This is a genomic window from Xenorhabdus sp. BG5, from assembly GCF_015163665.1.
In the GTDB taxonomy this organism is placed as follows: domain Bacteria; phylum Pseudomonadota; class Gammaproteobacteria; order Enterobacterales; family Enterobacteriaceae; genus Xenorhabdus.
Map to the genome: position 1 here is coordinate 97,467 of NZ_JADEUG010000001.1, position 21,953 is coordinate 119,419.

22 protein-coding genes are annotated in these 21,953 nt (G+C 41.9%); 17 read left to right on the top strand and 5 right to left on the bottom strand.

The genetic code is table 11. The features are described from left to right. Positions 1–63 precede the first annotated feature (63 nt). The 3 genes from IQ209_RS00440 to IQ209_RS00450 form a co-directional block, all read right to left on the bottom strand. A complete protein-coding gene (locus IQ209_RS00440; RefSeq protein ID WP_193847953.1) occupies positions 64–1,767 on the bottom strand; it encodes an ABC transporter ATP-binding protein in 1,704 nt (567 codons plus the stop codon). Between the two features lie 150 nt (positions 1,768–1,917). Beyond that, positions 1,918–2,844, bottom strand: coding sequence for a dimethylarginine dimethylaminohydrolase family protein (locus IQ209_RS00445; protein WP_193847955.1), 927 nt, complete (start codon positions 2,842–2,844; stop codon positions 1,918–1,920). A gap of 33 nt (positions 2,845–2,877) precedes the next feature. Continuing rightward, on the bottom strand, positions 2,878–3,588 hold the full coding sequence (locus IQ209_RS00450; RefSeq protein WP_193847957.1) for a phosphatidylserine decarboxylase: 711 nt from the start codon (positions 3,586–3,588) through the stop codon (positions 2,878–2,880). Between the two features lie 788 nt (positions 3,589–4,376). On the opposite strand from IQ209_RS00450, the gene IQ209_RS00455 reads away from it, so the two are divergent. The 17 genes from IQ209_RS00455 (at position 4,377) to IQ209_RS00530 (ending at position 20,761) form a co-directional block, all read left to right on the top strand. Next, positions 4,377–5,807, top strand: a complete 1,431-nt coding sequence (locus IQ209_RS00455; RefSeq protein WP_193847959.1) for a gamma-aminobutyraldehyde dehydrogenase — start codon at positions 4,377–4,379, stop codon at positions 5,805–5,807. Positions 5,808–5,823: 16 nt separating this feature from the next. Next, a complete protein-coding gene (locus tag IQ209_RS00460) occupies positions 5,824–6,597 on the top strand; it encodes a nuclear transport factor 2 family protein (protein WP_193847961.1) in 774 nt (257 codons plus the stop codon). A 53-nt stretch (positions 6,598–6,650) separates the two neighbouring features. Then, positions 6,651–7,412 (top strand): FadR/GntR family transcriptional regulator, encoded by a 762-nt coding sequence (locus tag IQ209_RS00465; protein ID WP_193847963.1) that lies wholly within the window; start codon positions 6,651–6,653, stop codon positions 7,410–7,412. A 21-nt stretch (positions 7,413–7,433) separates the two neighbouring features. Then, positions 7,434–8,189: a cache domain-containing protein gene (locus IQ209_RS00470; protein WP_193847965.1), complete on the top strand. Its 756-nt coding sequence runs from the start codon at positions 7,434–7,436 to the stop codon at positions 8,187–8,189. 36 nt (positions 8,190–8,225) lie between these two features. Next, entirely contained in the window at positions 8,226–9,506 is a 1,281-nt protein-coding gene (locus IQ209_RS00475; protein ID WP_193847967.1) for a 4-aminobutyrate--2-oxoglutarate transaminase, read from the top strand. 18 nt (positions 9,507–9,524) lie between these two features. Continuing rightward, positions 9,525–9,890 (top strand): DUF805 domain-containing protein, encoded by a 366-nt coding sequence (locus IQ209_RS00480; RefSeq protein WP_193847969.1) that lies wholly within the window; start codon positions 9,525–9,527, stop codon positions 9,888–9,890. A 12-nt stretch (positions 9,891–9,902) separates the two neighbouring features. After that, positions 9,903–11,447, top strand: a complete 1,545-nt coding sequence (locus IQ209_RS00485) for an FAD-binding oxidoreductase (RefSeq protein WP_193847971.1) — start codon at positions 9,903–9,905, stop codon at positions 11,445–11,447. A gap of 495 nt (positions 11,448–11,942) precedes the next feature. Further along, the gene (locus IQ209_RS00490) at positions 11,943–12,359 is read left to right on the top strand and encodes a hypothetical protein (RefSeq protein ID WP_193847973.1); all 417 of its coding nucleotides are present in this window, start codon (positions 11,943–11,945) and stop codon (positions 12,357–12,359) included. Positions 12,360–12,607: 248 nt separating this feature from the next. After that, complete coding sequence (locus IQ209_RS00495) at positions 12,608–14,707, top strand: replication endonuclease (protein WP_193847975.1); 2,100 nt, start codon at positions 12,608–12,610, stop codon at positions 14,705–14,707. A 240-nt stretch (positions 14,708–14,947) separates the two neighbouring features. Next, positions 14,948–15,373 (top strand): hypothetical protein, encoded by a 426-nt coding sequence (locus tag IQ209_RS00500; RefSeq protein ID WP_193848502.1) that lies wholly within the window; start codon positions 14,948–14,950, stop codon positions 15,371–15,373. Between the two features lie 155 nt (positions 15,374–15,528). Next, the gene (locus IQ209_RS18145) at positions 15,529–15,618 is read left to right on the top strand and encodes a tail virion protein G7P-2 (protein WP_228005634.1); all 90 of its coding nucleotides are present in this window, start codon (positions 15,529–15,531) and stop codon (positions 15,616–15,618) included. Between the two features lie 88 nt (positions 15,619–15,706). Beyond that, positions 15,707–15,934 (top strand): major coat protein, encoded by a 228-nt coding sequence (locus IQ209_RS00505; RefSeq protein WP_193847977.1) that lies wholly within the window; start codon positions 15,707–15,709, stop codon positions 15,932–15,934. Between the two features lie 54 nt (positions 15,935–15,988). Further along, positions 15,989–17,419 (top strand): hypothetical protein, encoded by a 1,431-nt coding sequence (locus tag IQ209_RS00510; protein WP_193847979.1) that lies wholly within the window; start codon positions 15,989–15,991, stop codon positions 17,417–17,419. A 2-nt stretch (positions 17,420–17,421) separates the two neighbouring features. Beyond that, the gene (locus IQ209_RS00515; RefSeq protein WP_193847981.1) at positions 17,422–17,763 is read left to right on the top strand and encodes a minor coat protein; all 342 of its coding nucleotides are present in this window, start codon (positions 17,422–17,424) and stop codon (positions 17,761–17,763) included. Next, on the top strand, positions 17,763–18,830 hold the full coding sequence (locus IQ209_RS00520; RefSeq protein WP_193847983.1) for a zonular occludens toxin domain-containing protein: 1,068 nt from the start codon (positions 17,763–17,765) through the stop codon (positions 18,828–18,830). The genes IQ209_RS00515 and IQ209_RS00520 overlap by 1 nt, the downstream gene beginning before the upstream one ends. Continuing rightward, entirely contained in the window at positions 18,811–20,055 is a 1,245-nt protein-coding gene (locus IQ209_RS00525) for a secretin N-terminal domain-containing protein (protein WP_193847985.1), read from the top strand. Before IQ209_RS00520 ends, IQ209_RS00525 begins: the two co-directional genes overlap by 20 nt. Positions 20,056–20,512: 457 nt before the next feature. Further along, a complete protein-coding gene (locus IQ209_RS00530; RefSeq protein WP_193847987.1) occupies positions 20,513–20,761 on the top strand; it encodes a hypothetical protein in 249 nt (82 codons plus the stop codon). A gap of 152 nt (positions 20,762–20,913) precedes the next feature. On the opposite strand, the gene IQ209_RS00535 is transcribed toward IQ209_RS00530, so the two are convergent. Then, a complete protein-coding gene (locus IQ209_RS00535) occupies positions 20,914–21,339 on the bottom strand; it encodes a hypothetical protein (protein ID WP_193847989.1) in 426 nt (141 codons plus the stop codon). Positions 21,340–21,502: 163 nt separating this feature from the next. Then, entirely contained in the window at positions 21,503–21,700 is a 198-nt protein-coding gene (locus tag IQ209_RS00540; RefSeq protein WP_193847991.1) for a hypothetical protein, read from the bottom strand. Positions 21,701–21,953 lie beyond the last annotated feature (253 nt).

Sequence of the window (21,953 nt, forward strand, 5' to 3'; positions counted from 1 at the left end):
TTTGTGTAATTATGGATGAAACGCAGATGGCCCGCCAAATGCGGGCCTGAAAAAGTAAGCAAATTAGTTTGCTCTTGCTTGCTCCATATATTCTTGTAGGGAACCATCGAATGCAATTTTCCCTTTGTCGATTCGGATTACTCGCTCAGCCAGTCTAAATACACGCGGATCATGGCTTATCATAAGCACAGTTTTACCACGAACGATATTGTTCAATGACTCGGCAAAGCTATTTATTTTACTATTGTCCAGATAGGTCGTAGGTTCATCAAATAGCAGTATTTCTGGCGTCTTGAGGTACAAACGCGCTAACCCAATAACCTGCCTTTCACCGCCCGACAAGGAAGAACCTTTTTCGTCAATATATGAATCCAGGCCATCCTTCAGTTTACCTAACAGTTCATTACCACCGGCTTTAATCAACGCAGAAATCATCTCTTCCCTGGTTGATTCTGTATTGGCAATGTGCAGATTATCGTATAATGTGCCTTTTATAATCTGAGTCTGTTGTGACATCACACCAAATTTTTGCAACCAACGCTGAGAATCGGGATTATCCAGAACTTCACCAAAAATTGAAACATAACCTTCGTTTAATGGTGTTAAACCAGTCACAATGTCAAATATTGTACTTTTACCTTGACCATTATCACCGACGATAAGAACTCGTTCTCCTTTTTGTATAGAGATATTCATATCTTTGAACAAAGTATCTCTGTCGTTATAGGAGAATTTCTTGACATTGATATCAATAGCACTAGCACTAGCACTACAATTTTCCACTGATTGGCTCTGTTTGCGATTGTTTGGTTGATAAGCGCCCAACAATTCTAAGACCCTGTCCAACAACGATTTGAGTGAAGCAAATTTATTTAAATGATTACTGTATCTCTTAATGGAATCAGACATTAATTGTTCATAGGTAAATGCAGCCACAAAGTTACCAGGGTTGATCGTTCCATCCATCAATAACAAACCACCATACCACAGTACAGCAATTGTCGATGCTAACTGTGCAAAAAAGCCAAGAGGAATAGACAGGGACATAAACAGCCCGGTGATCCTCTCAATATTTTTCACTTTAGTATTAGCATCATTAATTCTCTTTTTCTCCGACTCTTCAGAATTGAAAATCTTGACAGATTTGATCCAAGAAAGAGATTCTTGGATGACACCGGTTAATCGTGAATTATAAATTTGCAGAATTCTTTCATAAACAGCCACTCGGTTAGTAATTGGCTTGCTGATTAAAGTAGTCAGACAAACCATCATAAACGCCAAAATAGCCAATTTAATATCAATCAGGGCCATAGCAATAAATGGGCCGATTATTGATAACGTATCATAGAGAAATTCGCTATATAAATCTCTAACTCTATCTGATACAAGGTAAGTATCATTTTTTATTCTAAATGCCAGATTTGCTGAATGAAATTTTCTAGTGATATGATAGGGAAAAGAGAGGAAAGAATCGACTAGCGATTTCCTCATGTTATAACTCAGTTCTGATGCATTAATTGTTTGCATCCAAATAATAATAGCGTGACTGATGACAATCAATAATGATACGGCGATTAGAGAAGCAATTAATTCATTAAATGAGAAAGAAAGAATTAGCTTATCCTTCAATAAAGTATTGACTAATTCCTGAACCAGAAATGGGAATAAAACCTCCGCTAAAGCTGCCACTACCGTAAAAACAATAGCCAGCACCAATGCTGTTTTTTGTTTACGTATAAAAGAATAAAGGAATATAATATATTTCATATACTGATCACTGTTAAGTTATCAATCTAACTAGTATAGACAACATGTTAAAACTTACCATCCTACCTAAAAGCGACTAATTCCATCCTTGGAATACATTTATCCTATGACAATAAAATACAATTTATATTGCAACTAATATCGCAATTTTTAGATTACTTGTATTTTATAAGAATATCTATTTAAATGCATAACCATGCAGGAAAGCAGGGCGCCGCTCTTCATATATTCAGATAAATTGAAAAGTTTTGGCGTTAATGCCAATTTAGAGCAAATTTTTTCCAGCTCATGATTTTTGTTCATTTCATAGATATACTCCTCTGTACCTGCTTTCAGGTCATTAATATTAGATGAACAGAGAATATGCTGATTGACTCTGACGGAGTTACAAATCCCACTGTATGCAATATCTTTACTGATACTGATAATGTTGGTTACTTTTTCCAGTTCTTTCAGCTCGTCGCTGTTGAATCCGCTGGTATAAACGAGCGTATTTTCTTTATCCAATGGGAATATGCAGCAATCCAAATGGTAAAGATAAGGATCTCTTTCTTCCACTTTCACGATCTTGAGGCCGAATTTTTCTTCCATCCAGTCATAGGTTTTAATATCACTTCTTATTCCATAACCACCGACCAGTACATTATCATGCAAATGTTTTAATTCAGCCTCACCTTCAAAATAGTAGGGGGCAACTTCCGTTTTATAGCCCAATGATTCAAAGAAACTTACCCCAATAGGTGTTTCTGATCTTCTGATTTCTGATGCAAAATTGGCAACTATTGCAGTTGGATCTTCATCTCCAATAATAATTCCCAAGTTAGCAACATATACTTGATCTTGTAGCTCCTGGTGAGTATCAGATGGTAGCAAATAGACCAACGATTGTGATGACATAAAGCTATATAGCTTATAGAACTGTCTTAAAGCCACTTTGCTGTTCACATTGATATCGGACTCATCCAGTTCCTCCATCCAAATATTATTTCTTACATTGGTATTTAATGAAAATGGAGGAGCTAATAAAAATACGGGCATTTTCAGATCAGAAATGATATTAGGAGAATTCTTTAACATCTTAAAACCTCGATTTTAGTTTATATTATTTGTTTATAGAGAGTTATCGTTGATTCTAACTAACTTAGTCATACCACCAGTCACATGTTCCTTTTCAGTTACCAATGAAATTAATTCATCATCAGTAACAGGGATCACTAAATCGACTTGTGAACCATACCGAATCATTGAAAACCTATCACCCTGATATACAGGAGTATCTTGTTGTATATGGAACGGTGTTATCGTATCAACGTCATAATCACCAACTTGAACCATATAGTATTCTCGATTAATGCCAGGCGAGTAGACTTTATTGACGACTCGTTGGTTCAGATATAAATAATCGTCATAAATTAATTCAATGTTCTCTTTATAAAAAATATTATTCTCTACATCAATCATTGGTAGATTGTTGGTTTCCAGAGGTTCATGTTCCGCGTAACTAAGGATACCATCGTAAGGGATTCTATTAATATGCACGTCATAGCATGTCATAAAGATACCAATGACAAGCGAACGTTTATCATAATGTTTATCTCTGATGATATCCTGAATGCTATATTTTTTTCCTTTTACTTCGGTGATCGCCTCATCTGGGTTTATTATTCCACTATAAATAACAAACCCATCCGCAGGAGATAAAAAATACCTATCATCTGTATTGATTGTTCTCGCTGGGTCCCTGAAAAAACCCTCCTGAAAATAAGTTTCAGGCGGAAGATCAGGGAGTCCATTAAATATCGATTTAATGGCTTCGTTCATTTTGTTACTCATTATTACCTCTAAAAATGTTCATCAACTAGAACATGAAAAAGAGAAAAAACAACATGATACAAACAGTTACAGCGAGATATGTTACAGACTAATATTAATGATTCAATTTTATTTTTTTTATGGGTATGTTTATTTTTTGTTTGTCAATAAACAAAATTTCACCTAAGTTAACCAGACTGATATATATAGCCAACTAAATATAAATATGTTGATGATATAAATTAGGTAGTAAGGTAGTATATTATATATATCTGTCAGTGACATTCATCACAAATATTGCAAAAAAAATCAATTAAAATTGAAATAAATGACGTACTCTGGTCGATTTTTAATCCAATTCAATACTTGGAGTGGGGGAGTTTTCATGAACTGATATAACGTTAAAGTCAATTAAAATAAATATGGAGTTGGATATTGTTATCCGTCATGCGATGAATTAGAAAAACAGGTTAAATAGATATGCAGAAATTATTTGCGTAAGAATTCAGATAATTCGCAAATATATGCATAAAACAAAAATAATATCGAAAAAATATGTGGTAACGAGCCTAAATTTTATAGTCAATTGAAATGACATGGGCCACAGTGAAATCCTAGAACCTTCTCACAGATTTGAATCTTTTTTCCTGATGGAAACCCTGAAAGTTACGTGCATGTGTCTAAATTTCCTCTTGTTTTTACATTTTTGCCACAAATTTGACTAAAATGCAACCATTAAATATATTAAATCATAGGTTATATTTTATCCATTTAATCCATGAGGAGAGGAAGTAACCATGCCGATACCAACGCTCAGGCATTTCATTAATGGTCAGTATATTGAGACTAAAGGCTCCGAATATTTTGATCTGGTAAGCCCGGTCACTGGTGAATTTTATGCACGTTCTCCTAACGCGACCGCGGAGGATGTTGATGATGCTTATGCATCGGCTAAAGAGGCATTTAAAATATGGGGACGTAGCACACCGTCGGCACGTCAGCGGGCGTTGTTAGCGCTGGCTGATACGATAGAAAAGAACGCTGAACGTCTGATTGAATTACAAAGCCGCAATACAGGGCAGCTTAAGCACCTGATTGCCTCCGAAGAGATTGCGACATCAGTGGATCATATCCGCTTCTTCGCCGGCGCAGCCCGTTTTTTGGAAGGCAAGGCTACAGCAGAATATCTCCCTGATATGACCACCAGCATTCGGCGTGAACCGCTGGGCGTGGTAGGGCAGGTTACTCCATGGAACTATCCGTTGATGATGGCGGTGTGGAAGATAGCACCTGCTCTGGCCGCAGGTAATACCGTGGTGCTTAAACCAAGTGATACCACACCGGAAAGTACTTTGTTACTGGCTGAACTGTCCGCCCCGTTTTTCCCAGCTGGCGCTTTCAACGTAGTATTGGGTAATGCGAGCGCGGGCACCCTGGTCGTTTCACACAAAACGCCTGCTATGGTTTCCATTACTGGTTCCACACGTGCAGGTTTTCAGGTTGCCTCTTCAGCGGCGGCTAATCTCACCAGAACGCATCTGGAGTTGGGAGGTAAAGCACCGGTAGTTGTTTTTGCTGATGCGGATATCGATAAAGCAGTGGATACCATCGTTACCGCAGGGTACTTCAACGCGGGTCAGGATTGCACTGCGGCTTCACGTGTGCTGGTGCATGAATCTGTTCACGATACTTTCGTCGCTAAATTGGTGGCGGCAGCTAAAGCCACCCGTTTTGGCGACCCAGAAGATAAAGAAGCGCTGTATGGGCCGCTTAATAATATTCGTCAGCTAGAGCAGGTCAAAGGATTCATTGCGCGTCTGCCCGCACATGCCCGTATCGAAACAGGAGGCCGTCAGGCCAATCGTTCGGGATATTATTTTGAACCTACCGTGATTACTGGTCTGGATCAATACGATGAAGTGATTCAGACTGAGATTTTTGGCCCTGTTATCACAGTGCAAAAGTTCCTAACAGAACAGGAAGCTATCGAGAAAGCTAACGATGTAAAATACGGATTGGCCTCCAGTGTCTGGACCCGCGACCATGGCCGTGCGTTACGCTTGTCTCGTGAGCTTGATTTTGGAACTGTCTGGATTAACACCCATATTCCTCTTACGGCAGAAGCACCACATGGTGGCTTCAAGAAATCTGGATACGGTAAAGATTTGTCGGCTTATGGCTTCGATGAATACACACGTATCAAACACGTGATGAGTTCCAATGATTGATACAGGGATATCCACAATGAATCAAAATAGATCTTTACGCGACTTGGTATCACGTGCGCACCACGAACTGTTTACTGACCGTGATGTGAGGGCGCTTGAGCGTTATTTTGCACCGAATTTCATTGAACATTCTCCACTAGTCAAAGACGGTCTTACCGGATTAAGTGAGTTAGTCCAGTCACATCCCGAACTGCATCATGAAACATTTCGCGTACTACAAGACGGTGATCTGGTTGCTATTCACGGCCGTTTCACGGGCTTAGACGATCAGCCATTGGTCGGTTTCGATCTTTACCGGGTTGTCGGTGGCTTAATCGTGGAACATTGGGATGGCTTGGTACCGCAGTCCGCGCCCAACGCCAGTGGCCGAACTCAGTTAGATGGCCCAACTGAAACAGGCCATAGTCGTGACAGAGAGAAAAATCGCGAACTGGTGGTTAACTTTTTCACGCGCTCCCTGATCGAAGGGCACTATGATGAGTTTGGAAATTACACCAATGGTAAGGCGTTTCGCCAGCACAGCCCCGATATTCCCGATGGTACGGCTGCGGTCATTGCGTTTCTTAAACAACTTAAAGATGAAGGGCGGGGCCTGCATTATGCAAAAATCCACCATACAGTAGCCGACGGGCAGTTTGTTCTGACTCACTCAGAGGGGAGTATTGCCGGAGCACGTCACAGTTATTTTGAGCTATGGCGCGTCGAGAACGGCAAAGTGGCTGAACTTTGGGATGCGATCACACCCGTACCGGAGGATGCGCAAGCGCTGCATCGCTACGGAATTTTTTAGCGTTGTTTGCAGACATGCTGAAATCCTGTGTCATTTCAATCAGGAGTTAGAGAATGACGGCATATTCCATCGTCTATGCACCACTCGATCAGGCCACCAGAACCGAACAGGTTGTGGAACGTTTAAGTAACGCGATCATCTCCGGGATATTACAAACTGATGAGCAGTTGCCTAACGAAAACGAGTTGTCGCGGCTGCTGGGCGTATCACCGGTAACTGTTCGTGATGCCCTGAACACGCTACGTGCCAGGCAGTTGATTGATACTCGGCGCGGACGTCATGGCGGTAGTTTTGTGTGTCAAGTTTCCGTTGAGACAATGCAGAAATATCACCCGTTGCGGCTGATGGCTTCGGGTGAGCTGGCGGATTTCAGCGAGTTTCACTGTGCAGTGATTGGTCACAGTGCGAGGCTTGCGGCTCAACGTTCAACGCTGGGTGAACTGAGAAAGCTTGGACAACTGATCGACAGTTTTGCAGCCGCGACACAGCCAGATGCCCGTATACAGGCAGATATGCGCAGTCTGTTAACTCTGGCATCTCAGGCACAGTCGGCCAGGCTTGCCAATCAAGAGTTGGAGATACAGGCTGAATGGGCTCCGTTGATGGTTCTTCTGTATCGAGAGACTGCTATTCACCGCGAGGTTGCTGCCGCCTGGCATACACTCTTGGCCACTTTGTATAAGGGTGATGGCTTCGCCTGTTACCAGCTGGCACAGAAGATGATTATCCGAATTACTGACCACCTGTTTGAATGCAAATTGCGTATGGAGACTGATGCGTCATTCTTGCAGCGATCTGATTTGAGATCTGACTAAAAGACAGGGAAAGGGGGGCATATGTACAACGACATATACGTAAAACGAGCCAGGGATATCCTGGACGATATCTTGGTCGCGGCGCAGCGGGCTGCGACAACTTTAGCGGATAAGACAGCGCGTATTTTATTAGAGCTGCCGTTATATCGTACGGAAGGTGTTCGTTTGGAGCAGGAACAGCGCGACGTATTGCAAAAACATATCCAAGATGTACTACGGCGTAATCACGCTTGGTGTAACGGGGCGGGGTTTGCCAGTTATGCGGTCCCGAAGACGGTTAAGGAGGAGAACGGTTACTGGACGCTGGAATGGTGGCGTCAGGAAGGGAATACCATTCAGTATGCGCAGCTGGAACACAATCAAGAACAACGAAGGCGTCTGGATTTCCGATTGTTTGAGTGGTTCCGGCAACCAGCCAGCCGTCATCTTCCCGTCATCGACGGCCCCTATGTGGATTATGTCTGCAATGGTGCCTACACGATTACGATAGCCCATCCGGTGCTTATCGGTGAGGAATTTGTCGGTGTCGCGGCGGTGGATATTCTGGTTTCGACGCTGGATCGGTTACTTCTGCCGATTCTGGGAGCTATCGGTAAGCCAGCACTAATTATTAATGACGATGCGCGGGTTGTGACTTCAACTGTGCCAGGGGTACGCTCTGGTTCATTATTAAAGAACCAAGACGTTAACCGATCGGCAAATGGTGACGTCCCTCCACTGCGCCTGGTGATCCTACCGTTATCACACACTGAATCACACAGGGCGTTTGTCAGCTGAAGCCCACTTGTTAAGATTACTCAGGAGTTTTTGCTTATGACTGAATCTATGTTAGCTAAAAGGCGTAGGGCGGCTATCGCAAAAGGTGTAGGCGTGACCACACAAATCTATGTTAAACGTGCGGAAAATGCTGAAATCTGGGATTCCCAAGGGCAACGCTATATTGATTTTGCTGCCGGTATTGCCGTAGTGAATACCGGCCATCGTCACCCACGCGTCATTGCCGCAGCCAGAGAGCAATTGGAACAGTTTACCCACACTTGTCATCAAGTCGTGCCTTATGAAAATTATGTAACGCTAGCCGAACGACTGAACCGGCTGGTGCCGGGTAATTTTGTGAAAAAGACCGTTTTTGTTACCACCGGGGCTGAGGCAGTAGAAAATGCCGTAAAGATCGCGCGTGCCGCTACCGGACGTAATGGTGTAGTCGCTTTCAGCGGTGCTTTTCATGGCCGTACCTTCCTCGGTATGGCATTAACCGGCAAAGTTGCACCGTACAAAATGGGGTTTGGCCCACTGGTTAGCGATGTTTACCGTGTCCCGTTTCCGGTAGGACTACACGGTACCAGTGTAGAACAGACACTGAACGCGCTGGAGAATCTCTTCAAAACCGATATTGAACCCACACGTGTCGCTGCCATTATTATCGAGCCAATACAGGGCGAAGGCGGATTTTATCCTGCGCCTCCAGAATTACTCAAATCCCTACGCGAAATTGCCGATCGCTACGGTATTGTGCTCATTGCTGATGAAATTCAGACTGGTTTCGCGCGTACAGGAAAACTGTTTGCTATGGAACATCATGAGGTTGCGGCCGATCTGACCACTATGGCAAAAGGTCTGGCGGGAGGATTTCCGCTGGCAGCTGTAACGGGACGATCAGAGTTGATGGACGCTGTAGTGCCAGGGGGATTGGGGGGAACCTATGGAGGTAATCCGGTAGCGATTGCTGCTAGCCATGCGGTACTGGATGTGATCGGAGAAGAAAAGTTGGCTGAGCGTGCAACGCAGCTGGGAGAGCGGCTAAAACAATATCTGCATAAACTGCGGCCGCATGTCCCACAGATCGCTGATGTGCGGGGGCTTGGGCTGATGATTGCGGTGGAGTTTAATTGTGCGGATAGTCAGGAACCTGATGCCGATTTTACCAATGCGGTGCGTCAGAAAGCGCTAGATCATGGCCTGATTCTGTTGACGTGTGGTGTACATGGCAACGTAATCCGTTTCCTGCCCCCGCTGACTATACAAGACGATGTTTTTGACGAGGCGCTCAATATCCTGAAATCTGTCTTGCTCGATCTGAATAATCGGAGATAACCAGGAGGCATAACAACAATGCACTGGTATTTAAATGTATTAAAGAATTATACCTGTTTCAGGGGGAGGGCTCAGCGTAAGGAGTTCTGGTATTTTTTTCTATTTCAGATCCTTGCTGTTCTCATCATTTCTTTTCTGGAACGGTTGTTTGCTGTTGCCAACCCCGAAATTTATATGGGGTGGTTTAGTGCTATCTATTTACTGAGCACATTTTTGCCAGCATTGGCGGTAAGTGCCCGCCGCCTACACGATATTAATTGTAGCGCCTGGTGGCTACTGTTACATCTGATCCCCTTTGTCGGCACTGTTATTTTACTGATTCTCGCCGCTCTGAAAGGACAGGTGAATCCCCAGGCCAGGCTAACGGATAATTTCCGATCATAAAGGAGAGCTGAAATGGCAATGAACAGAAGAGATTTTATCTCTACTGCCGCAACTTTTGCAGGGGCCGGAGTACTTTCATCCATACTTCCCGCTACATCTCTGCTCGCTCAGGCCTTAACTGCGGTTGATACTCCGTTCATCAATATTAACCAATTCCGGCCGACGCTATTGCAGGATGCACAGTATAGAACCAGCCGGTTAGGTTTGGATTCACGTATCTGGAATTGGCATAGAGACATGGCTACCAACGCCATGCCAGCCAACTACTATGAGGCCTCTCTGGCTGATTGGCCAGCTTTTGGAAGCTTTTCCAGAGATCAGAGCTGTGAGGTTGTCGTTATTGGCGGTGGGTTACTAGGCGCTTCCACTGCGCTGCATCTTGCTGAAGCGGGCGTAGATGTGATTCTGGTTGAAAAGGATAACATTGGTTCGGGAGCCTCTGGCCGTAATGGGGGGCAAATGACCCCCGGAATTGCCCGCTGGGAAGCAGAAACCATACTGGAAAAATTTTCGCCCGATGAAGCTAAACGCTTATGGCGCTTTGCATCAATTGAAGCAATGGATCTTGTGGATGAGCTCCGCGAGCGTTACGGTTTTGAATGTGATCGCAAATATGGTCATATTACTGCTGCGATACATCCAGGTCATATGGGGCCATTGGTTGCTAATGTTGATGCCCGGCGCCAACTGGGAGATAGGGCAGTGAAGGTTATTGGGCCACACGAATTGCAGGAAGAGTATGTGTGTTCGAGTATCTATTATGGTGCCAATATCGACAGCATCGGTGGACAGGTTCAACCGCTGGCGCTGCTACGAGGCTTGGTTTATGGCTTCGTCAGACTGGGTGGACGAGTCTATGACCGTACAAAAGTGAAAGGCATTAGACAGGATGCCAGCAACAGCACGGTTATAGAAACTGAGCGGGGAATTATCAGAGCGAGTAAAGCTGTGGTGCTGGGGGTACATGGCTCTACCGATGAGTTTATTTCCGGTCCTTCTACTACAGTGCCTTTTTTCACCTATGTAGCGGTAACTTCGCCGTTGCCGATGGATATCAAAGAGCTTATTCCGTCAGATCTGCCTGTCTACGATACACAGTTACAGATAGACTATTATCGCGCGGTGCGTGGCAACCGTCTGCTATTCGGTGGACAAGGCACTGGCAACTCCTGGTCACCGCGTGATGTGAACACCTACTTGCTTGATCGTGTCAGAACCGTATTCCCGCATCTGGAAAAACCTGAACTGGAATACTCCTGGGGTGGGATCAGCGATCTGACCCTGAACGGTGCCACCGATGCCCGCAAAAGCGGTGACAGCATCCCTGTGTATATGGTGCATGGCTGGAGCGGACATGGAGTGGCGCAGACAGTACGCGTTGGCAAAGCCATCAGCGACGATCTCATCGGACGCAACCACGACTTTGATATACTTACCAGCATTGATCATACGAGGATTCCACTAGGTTCCTACCTCTCTCCGGTAGCTATCCCATTGATTAAAGGCGCTCTGGGAGTAATAAGCACGCTTAATCCGGCAGATATGGTTTCGTTCTGAATGGCTAATTTCCATTAGCTGAAATGGTCATATCATGTAATTAAGTTGATCAGATAAACTATCTGCATCGGTGTTATAATCGTTAATCTGATGACTTTCCGACTATTCTTATGAAATTGAAATCGAATATCACGCTGGCTGAACCTGAACGTAATAGTCTGGAGGCAGGCTAAATACCACTGGCGACGTTTTATCACCTGGACTCAAGAAACCATGGAATATGAGCTAAAGACGTTATTGTCAGGTTATGGCGACAAATTTGCAATTAATTTCTCTTGAGGACTTAATGAAAAAAGGACGCCATGTGAACATCAATTAAATAACAATGTTTTTTAATTTTTAAATGGGTAACGAATAGAAGTTTATGATAATGTGATATGAAGCATGTGATATATTTACCATTGTAGTAATGGGTAGTGATTTGTATAAATTAGGATAAGCATTATTGAGGAAGTTAAATAAAAAAAGAAAATAACTAACCCCGGAGTATTAATCATGGCAATTGTATTTGCATCAATAAATCCACATAACAATCCCATACAAACATCAAGCACCAATTATGTTGATATACCTGGTTTGGAAATTGATGTTTCAAAGTATTCTAACTCACCAGGTTTAACAGCATTAATCACCTTAAATATACCAACTCCCTATGCCTCAGGTAACAATTTTCCTGGAGGGAATTTTATTATTATAACCGATCAAGGAGAACAGTTAGCTTTCGGTGCATTTACTTACAGTAATAAGAGTCCAGAATCTTATGGACGCACGCCATTCACACTAGTTGCCAGTTGTTCTCTTGCGTCTAACATTTCTATTATAAAGGCGCAGTGGAGTAATGTACGTGGTAGCACGGTCCATATTGATTCATATGCATCTATTTCTGCGATTATTCAGTGTAGTCTTGGTTAATTCCAGATTAAGTAATCTATTGATAGTAAAATGCCGCCTTCTTATTGAAGGCGGCATTAATATTGGTGCCATATCTTATGGTTCGCATAATGTATAGCGTTATGTTGAATTGCTAGGCTGCCAGAATAGTAGGGGCGGCCTAGCAATTTAGCATAACGTGGATTGTGCGAATCCTACGCCGATCTCTCCTGTTCTACCGGACAAAAAATGCCCATCTCTCGCCCCCTCGGACTAGTACAAGAGGGGATATGGGCGCTATTTATTCACATTCTGATCGCACTGAGTTGGGTATTCAGTTTTTGAATGCCTATAACGATTATTTTGATTCATTTCACCGCCAATATCAGCCCTTACAGTCCCAACCAGAATACCAAAAGCAAGTTGCCCGTTTCACTCAATCAAAACGCCATTATTTGTTTTCCCGGCAGCGTTATATCCAGATATTTGGGGAGCAGGAAGGGGCTTTTTTACCTTCTCTTGATTCTCGTGTTCATCAAATCATTTTTTTGTTTGAAGTCGATTCATTACCTGAATTTTCCCTTGATTGGCGTATGTATGTTGCTTATTTGGCGTCTGGATTTGGTTCTTTTTCTATCTCTGTAGCGCAAGCTGTTTGTAGTTTAGTTAAAGGGTTAGGTGTCGATAAAGCGGTAACAAGATTAGAAATGGCTTATTCTTTGGCGTTTGCAACTTCAGACGGTAAAGGAAAAGGCATTAATCTTTTCTGTTCAGATGAAGATCTGCAATTAATTGCTGGTGATTTTGTTCAATCACTATCTGATTCGTCTTTATGGTCTTGGACTCGGTTTGACTCATCTGATGATCGGAATGCTTTTTGTGATGCTTTTATTGAAACCATAAAGAACCGTGTTGAACAGGATTTCAATTTTTCTGCTGATACTGTGTCGAATTTGATTCGAACTCGATCTGGTAGTTCACTCCTGCATAGAAAATTCGGCGTTATTTTACGCTTCATGAATCCTTATTTTGTTCGTCGTTATTTAGACAGACAGCGCCTTGCCAGAGTGCTTGAGATTTCTCGCATTTTGATGATGCTTTCACCGTTAAAACCGTATTCCTCTGATTGGTTACTTTCACACTATAAGCATAAAGATGCAAAAACATTGCGTTTTCTTGAGGCAATGGGAATTTTTGATGCTGATGAAAAATTAGTGTGTAGTTTGAAAGAGGCGTTTGATTCTTCTGTTTCTAATCGTAAAAATAGAGTCGTCGAACTGATAGTTCGTGCAAAAGGAGTTTGCTCATTAGCCGAAAATATGGGTTTACAAGGTTATTTTATCGTGTTGACTTGTCCTTCTCGTTTTCATTCGGTCAGAACAGTGAAGAACAGTAAAACGGGTAAGGCTTTTCATCTTGAAAATCCACAATGGATTGAGAATGGAATGCCGACTGTTCGTGATTCTCATCAATGGTTATTGGACACTTTTACTCGTGTCCGTAAACGCTTGGACAAACTTGATATCACCATCCCAGGATTGAGAACGGTAGAACCTCATGCTGATGGCTGCGTTCACTGGAATATATTGTTTTACTCCCAGTCTGAGCATTTGGATACAGTCTTATCAATTTTTAAGGAAGAGGCATTTAGGGACTCACCAGACGAGAAAGGAGCAAAACAACATCGTATAAAAATGACAGCGGTTGATCCTGATAAGGGAGATGGATTCTCTTATATCATCAAATATATTACTAAGATGGCAGGATTTGAGGATTCTAAAGGCATTTCAGGGCTGAATGATAAATATTCAGGGGCATCATTTCAGAATGCTGTACAGCGCGTATCTGTTTGGTCTCGTGTCTCAGGAATTCGATTATTTCAGTTCTTCGGTTGTCCGAGCGTGACAGTGTATCGCCAGTTACGAACTTTACGCAATCCATTGAAAAGAGGTGATATTTCATTGGGGCATTTTACGGATGATGAAAAGTGTGAATTAGAAGAGTTGCGCCTTGCTGCTGATAGTGGTGATTTTCTACGTTATATCGAGTTAAGTGGTGGTTTTTTCTCTGATTTTGTAGCAAAGCCATATTATTTAACTCAGCTTATTGATGGTGAAGAAAAAAAGAACTGTTATGAAGAAACAGCTAGTAAAACTGTTTACGGTTTTACCTTTCATCACCATGTTTTTATAACTCGTTTCACAAATTGTGAGGTTAGACGAATGAATGAAGCAGATAGCCTTGCGCTGGCATTTTTACGCGCAGATGAAAGTACTCTAAATCAAGACTTTCTTGATTGCCTTGAGCAAGGTTCTGACGATTTTGAAGATGATTACGAGCCAGAAAATGGAAAGCGCTTACAGAGTTTACTGGAAGGAGCACGCTCATGATGAGCTTTTCTCTGTATTCGCTGTATACCCAAATGGATAATTTATTACGTTGTAGGGATGCTGCACCGTTATTGTCTGTCAGAATTGTTTGTTTTTTATTCCCAGAAGATGATCTTTTATGTTTTTCATTGTGTCTTTTGAAAACAAAGCGGCCACAAGGTGAGGTTACGAGCCTTGAGACTGTTTTGTTTTCCTTGGACTCGTGACAATAACTGTCGCTAAATAGAGAGAGAAAAAAATATGATTCAGAACTATGTAGATCGTTATCAGTATAAGCATGCTATGCCTGAGGGATTTAAAGCAATGGCCGTTCAAGGCGGGCACTTTTCTCATGTGCTTTCAGATATTGAAGAAAGAGAAATTTTGACTTCCGATGGCACGAAGGAGCTTAAGCAAAAAGAAAAATTTGGTTTTGTATTGGCCGTGCCGTTTGATGATCATAAGTTAAAGGTACGAACAACTGAGTTTCGTAAGTATGTTTGTTCCAAAGAAGATTATATTTTCCTCAAATCTGTTGAGGCAGATATTTCAGAGCAGCCCGTATATGTCTCATTTTTGCCGAGCGCATGGGCGACATCACGAGATAATAATGGTGTCTGGTATCAATATGTCACTGGTTCAATTCAGCGTTTTGATGGAAAGCCATTAATCAGTAATAAAAAATAACGTATTGAATAATACTATTTATGCAAAAAACCAGAGGGTATAAATAACGTATTTTGCAAGAATTTAATTTAACCGATATCTATAATAGTTATTTTATGGGTGTCTATACCAAAATGATAAAAATCAGGGAGGGTAAATAACGTATTTTGCAGGGTATGAATTTATCCGATATCTATGACTTGATATTTAATATTGGGTTAATGATGTGTTTCTCGCTGGGTGTGATTGCCGGAGGCCAGAGATGATGATGTCTTATTTCTTTGGCGCGTTTGTTTTGGGATTTTGTATTTCCCGTTCAATTTTATATTTTAAGCGTTTAGCTGAGGTTTCAACATGATTTTAAAAAAAATTACTGTAGGTGTTTCTTTGTTGGTGTTGTCTGCTGGATCTTTTGCTTCTGATGGCGGATCTTCAACACCTTCGGCGGCAAAGGCAGCCTTTGACCAGTTAACGAGTCAGGCAACCGAATTTTCGGCGTATGGTTGGGGGCTGGCTGTGGTGATAGTGGGGGCAACGGTCGGGATTAAGTTGTTTAAGAAGTTTGTGAATCGTGCTTCTTAATATTCTTTTTCCTGTTAAGGGGCTTAGGCCCCTTTTTTTGATCTAGAGGTTTATATGCGGCTTATTTTTTTGTCTCTCTTGATCGTTCCTTTTTTCTCTTATTCGTCTAATTTGACTGATGCACAATGTAAATCTAAGGCTGTCTTTAAGGGTGATATGACTAATGTCTGGAAGGAAGGCAACACACGCTACGTTAATTTTGAGGGCTGTCTCTATTCGCTTTCGGGTGTATCCATAGGCACTGCTGATGGCTCTTGGTATGGGGATTGGACACCTGTTGGCGCAATTGAAGAAGGAGGCTCCGGTGATGGAGCTGATGAATCAGGGGCAAAGGGTAACGGGGGTAATTTTGGGGGCGTTTCTGGTGTATCAGATGGGAACGCGGAATTAACTCCGTTGGAAGTGGGTCAATTTGTCGATGTTCCTGATCTGTCTAAGGTTGTCATGCCCTCTGGGGTTGTATTTACTGATGTTATTGATGATGCACATTCTATTTATACTCAAACGGAAGGTGGATATATTCTGGGGGATAATGCGGACACGGTTGCGCTGGCCGCCATACTTAATGTTATTAAATCGAATTATATTCCGATTGATTTATGGTTTAATGATACTGATGATTATGGTCATCGTGTTCGGTTAAATACTCTTAAGCAAAAAATATCGTATCGGTTTAATGAAAAAAAGATAGTCCCTTCATCGCCTGACTTTATTAATTATGAATATGAAATAAAGCTTCATCACACGCATTACGATCCGAGTAAGGTTTGTCTTTATGATAAGGATACCGACACAACACGTTGTGATGAGTCTCGTCTTTTTGTACAGTCATCAAACGAAAGTTCGAACTCTTATACCATACAAGTTAGGGCAAATATGAATGCCATTGGTAGGGGAAATAAGGGTTCTTCGAGTTCTGCTAATGGTGATAATCATTCTTCTGGTAACAGCGGTAATACCGCTTCTGGCAATAAAGATAATGGCTCCACTGGTCATGGTGGCAATGGGGTAAGTGGTTCAGTAGGGGATTTTGATTATGAACGGATGTCAAATGCGAACAAAAATGCCCTGACAGAAGAGTATGATGCGTTACGAATTAAATCGGATATGACATCGGAATTTGAATCTTCATCGTCTTCGTTGATGGCGGTATTTAATAATCATATTGACAGTGTGTCCGGTTTAATTAATGGCAACGGTCAGGTTGGGGAGGAATTCCAAGAATCAGCGGGCTATATGTCTCAAATAGGCAATGGGGATAAATCTTCTTTAATTGATAATTTTATGAAAGGAGGATTATTTCCTGCCTTGCCTTCTGCCACGGAATGCAGGCCGATTATTTTTGGTGAAGGTCAGCAATATGAATTTACGATTGACTGTAAGTACCTTGATATGTTTAAAAATATCTTTTCTTTTATTCTTTATTTTTGGACGTTTGTGACTATTTATGACACGTTCACGTCTATTCTGCGTAATAAGGGGTAATCATGCCTGCGTTACTAGGGATACCGGCATTAATTCGGTTTTTAGGATGGCTGCTGTCTTTTTTAATTGGCTATTTAGCCAAGTATTTTACGTTGGGCATTGCCCGCATTGCGTTGGCTATCGGTCTTTTTTTGGGGCTGATTGTTGGCCTGAATAGTTTATTAATTTCTTATCTTTCTGATTTGGTTGCCGTGTTGCCGCCTGAGATTAGCGGGGCAATTTCATCTATTTTGCCATCTAATGCGTTGCCTTGTTTATATGCGATATTTTCGTTGAAAGCGGCGGTGTTTATTTTTGACGTAAAAGACCGCGTGATTTCTTACCTTGACTGGAATAAATCCTGATGGCGGTTTACGTAGTGACAGGAAAATTAGGTGCCGGAAAAACGCTGGTCGCTGTGGGGAAGATCCAGGACAAGATAGTCTCAGGATGTAAAGTGGCTACCAACCTGGATTTACGGGTGTTTAATCTGCCTCGTGTAGGACGGTTTGCCCAATCACCGCGTGTGATGCGCATTCCTGATAAGCCCGCTCTGGCCGACCTTGAGTGCATTGGGCGGGGCAATGATTCGTATGATGAAAACAAAAACGGTTTACTGGTGTTGGATGAGTGCGGTACGTGGTTTAACTCGCGTTCGTGGTCGGACAAACAACGGCAGGCAGTGGTTGACTGGTTTCTTCATGCCCGCAAATTGGGCTGGGATATTATTTTCTTAATTCAGGATCTATCGATTATGGATAAGCAGGCGCGTTTAGCCCTTGCTGAACATGTCGTGTATTGCCGCCGTTTAGATAAGATAACGATCCCGTTTATTGGGTCGGTTTACAGCCTGATGACAGGAGATAAATTGCCGTTGCCGAAAATTCATGTCGGTATTGTGAAATATGGGGATTCGTCCCAGTCAATGACCGTTGAGCGCTGGACGTATACAGGCCGTGATTTATATTCTGCGTATGATACAAAACAGACGTTTTCTGATAATTGTGAAAAGGGCGTTTATTCTTATTTGACGCCGTATTTATCCCATGGTCGTTATGCTTGCTCCCGTGATTTTGGTTTTTATATGCGTCTGACAAAAATTTATTTCAAGCGTTTTTCACGTATTTTTATTTTTATTGTTGGTTTCTTAATGAGTATTGTGTTTCATTACTTTCATCAGGACAAGACTGTTAATCCCATTGCGGATTCTGAAATAAAAGAAACTAAAGAAAATAAAGTTTTTCCATTAAATGAATTTAAAATTATCTCCTCTTCACGTTATGAGTTTGAGATTAATTTAGTTTTTTCTGATGCGAAGGGTAATAAATTCACGTCTAAAGAATTAGTCCAGCATGGTTATAACGTTGAATTTATGGATGCGTGTCACGTTGTTATCTCTAAAGAGACTCAAAATGAAAAAATCGGTTGTTAATGTCTTCTTGTTTATTTCGGTCACCTTTTCTTGTTTTGCCTGGTCTGAGCGTATTGAATTAAATAATGCGTCATTGCGGGATTTTGTGGCATGGTATGCGAAAGCCTCGGCTCAGGCGATTGTGATCACACCGGAGGTTAAGGGAGAAATTACGGTTTACTCTGCTGATGTCACGAAAGATAACATGACCGATTTTTTTGTTTCTGTGTTGCGGGCTAATGGGTACGATCTTTTGCCGGGTGAGCCTGCCGTGATAGGTAAGTATCAGCCCGTTTCTGAGCAGGTTGAATCGGAGGCTCTCTATCATGAGGCTTTTCCTATGGCCATCGAGATGTTGCCTCATGAGGCAGTTGATCTGGTGACACGGACTTACAAGATTAATTATGTTCGGGCTAAGGATTTGGCACCGGTGATTGATATCTATTTGAAATCCGGGCGTGTATCGGGGGTGAAAGCGTTCCCGTTCGAGGGTTCCAATATTGTGGTTGTGACAGCGCCTGAATCACTGCATGACGAGTTAAAAAACGTTTTACCCGATATGGATGTGCCCCGCGATCAGGTTTTGATAGAGGGGCTGATGTTTGAAACCACGGAAGGTAAGGCCTTTGATTTTAGTTTTTCGGCAGGCTCCCAAACGGGAACGGTTGCCGGAGGGATGAATACGGATCGGCTGGCGTCGGTTCTCTCGGCAGCGGGGGGATCGTTCGGGATTTTTAACGGTAATGTGTTGGGACTTTCTCTTAAGGCGGTTCAGAAGGACAGTGCTTCATCTGTTCTTTCTGTGCCCCGTATCCTGACGATGTCCGGTCAGCGGGGCTATATCTCAGTGGGTCAGAATGTGCCATTTGTCACGGGTAAGGTGACAGGAGAAGCTGCCAGCGTGAATAACCCGTTTCAGACCATTGAACGGCATGATGTGGGAATCTCTTTAGAGGTCACGCCGATTGTCACGTCTTCTGATGTGGTGATCATGAACATTCATGTCAGGGCGGACAGTATCAGCAGCTTAACTGGTGCCAGTGATATCATTACGAATCAGCGCCAGATTGAGACGACAGTACATCTGAATAGCGGGCAGACGTTGTTATTGGGGGGACTTATTGACGATCGTTCTTCAAATGAAGAGAGTGCCGTTCCGTTTATGTCCCGTGTTCCGTTGATTGGTTGGCTATTTAGTTCTGAATCGGATGATGCCCAGAAGCGCGCGCTTTATATAATGCTTTAATCATGAGGTTAATTTTGGATGAATGACAGGTTTGTTTTATTTGATAGAGAACGAACCCAGGGCAATTTGATTAATGACGTCATTACGTTATTTTTATGACGTAAACCCGATAAAAAAACGAACATTGTTCGTTTGGTGTGTGAATTTATGCCCTTTAGGGAGGATATGGAAGGAGGCTCTTCGGCGTGACTGGAGACACCATTTGTCAATTCCGCCGATCTTGTAAAAAGATTTTTAGAATTACATATTTCGCAGGTTGGTGAAAGAGGGTAGTATATAGTATGAATAACATTTCTCGCAATGTTAACGTTTCTATTTTGCTATGAATCAATCCATTGATATACTTGGGATTAGAGAGTAGGGTATTGAACATTTTAGGACAGAAATATATGCAACAGATTAACGGGTATGAGCAACTTGATATTTTCTAAATAGTAAATTATTTAGGTGATATCTTATGTCTGTAAAGAGCCAAATTCGTGATCATCTTCCCAATGGAAGATTAAAGTCCTATCGTCGAGTAGGTAAACGATTTAGCCGCTGTAAAAAATGGTTTAATAAATCACCTTTTTGGTATCGTAATTTGGTGATGACCAGACCGGAACGGCGCGAAGTGAAGCGTCTTATTTCTAAGATACTGCATGGTTACGATCCTGAAGGTATTGTATTTCCTGTGCACAATAAGCCTGTTGAATGGTTTTATTGATTTTTCAAAAAATTAAACCTAGGTACCATTATTAAAATCGTCAAGTGTTAAATCGGGGGTCCCTTTAGGGTTCCGATTTAACACTTGTACGACACTTAGATAAAGACACTTGGTCAAGGTGGTTGTGAACACGTAGTGGGCACAATCACTTATTAGACGGATTGTTTTTTAAAATATTTATTCTTGAGATCTGCAATATGATTTCTCATTTTCTCTTTATTATCAGCTTCGGTTTGTAGTTTTTTCGAACTTTTAATTTTAAACTCATCTATATTTTTGTCTATAAATTCACTAGCAAATTTGATGTTACGCAATTGCTTCCAACTTGGTTGGATATTTAATTTCTCTGAGATAGATTGTATAAATTTAATTTGTTTTCTTGTTACAATTTGAGAGCCTTCAGGAATAAACTCTCTTATTGCATCATCTATGTATTCTGATGCCTTTGAGTCTATTGAGATTGTTTTATTTTCTCTTCCATATATTGATACAAGTTCATATATGCATTTATGGATTTCAACTTTTATTTTTGCATTACCTATGGTGAGTGTAGCAATAGAAATATTTTTATTAGACATAAATTTTTGGTTAATTAATAGTAATAATTGTTTATTTGATTTTAAAAGTGAGTATTACATGGTGCCATCGCCGAAGGCGACCCCCGTGCTGTACTACGGGGGTACTACGGGGGTAGTCTAAGGTTATCTTCTGGCTTTCAGCCACTCCGGTCTATATTTGCAGTTAGTTTTGAGTCTGTTGTTTAACAGCATGAATCAAGTCCTTAGCTGCGTCTTTTGCATAATTATCAATCAAGTGGTTAACAAGGTCCGTCCATGATATGGATTTTCCTGCCACATGACTGGCATCTATCGCTAATCGTTCAAGCCTCAATTTTCTGTCGGCAACAATAGCCATAGTTGTACGTTTAGGTGTTGTCATAATTGAGTTCGCCTTTCTATTAGTCAACCTATATTGGCTCATTATAGGTAAACATTCATGTAATTGTACCTTTGTACTTGTATAAGTGTTTACCATGTGATAAATTTTTTTCAGTGCATGATTGTATATGTGCATATTTCGCTAACTGGGGGCTTTGGAGGGTGAGTTTTTTAGTCGGCTAGTGAATGGAAGATCGGGTACTCAGGGTCAAACCTCAGTACTTTTTTAAAAGCTACGTTGGTTCGCATAATCT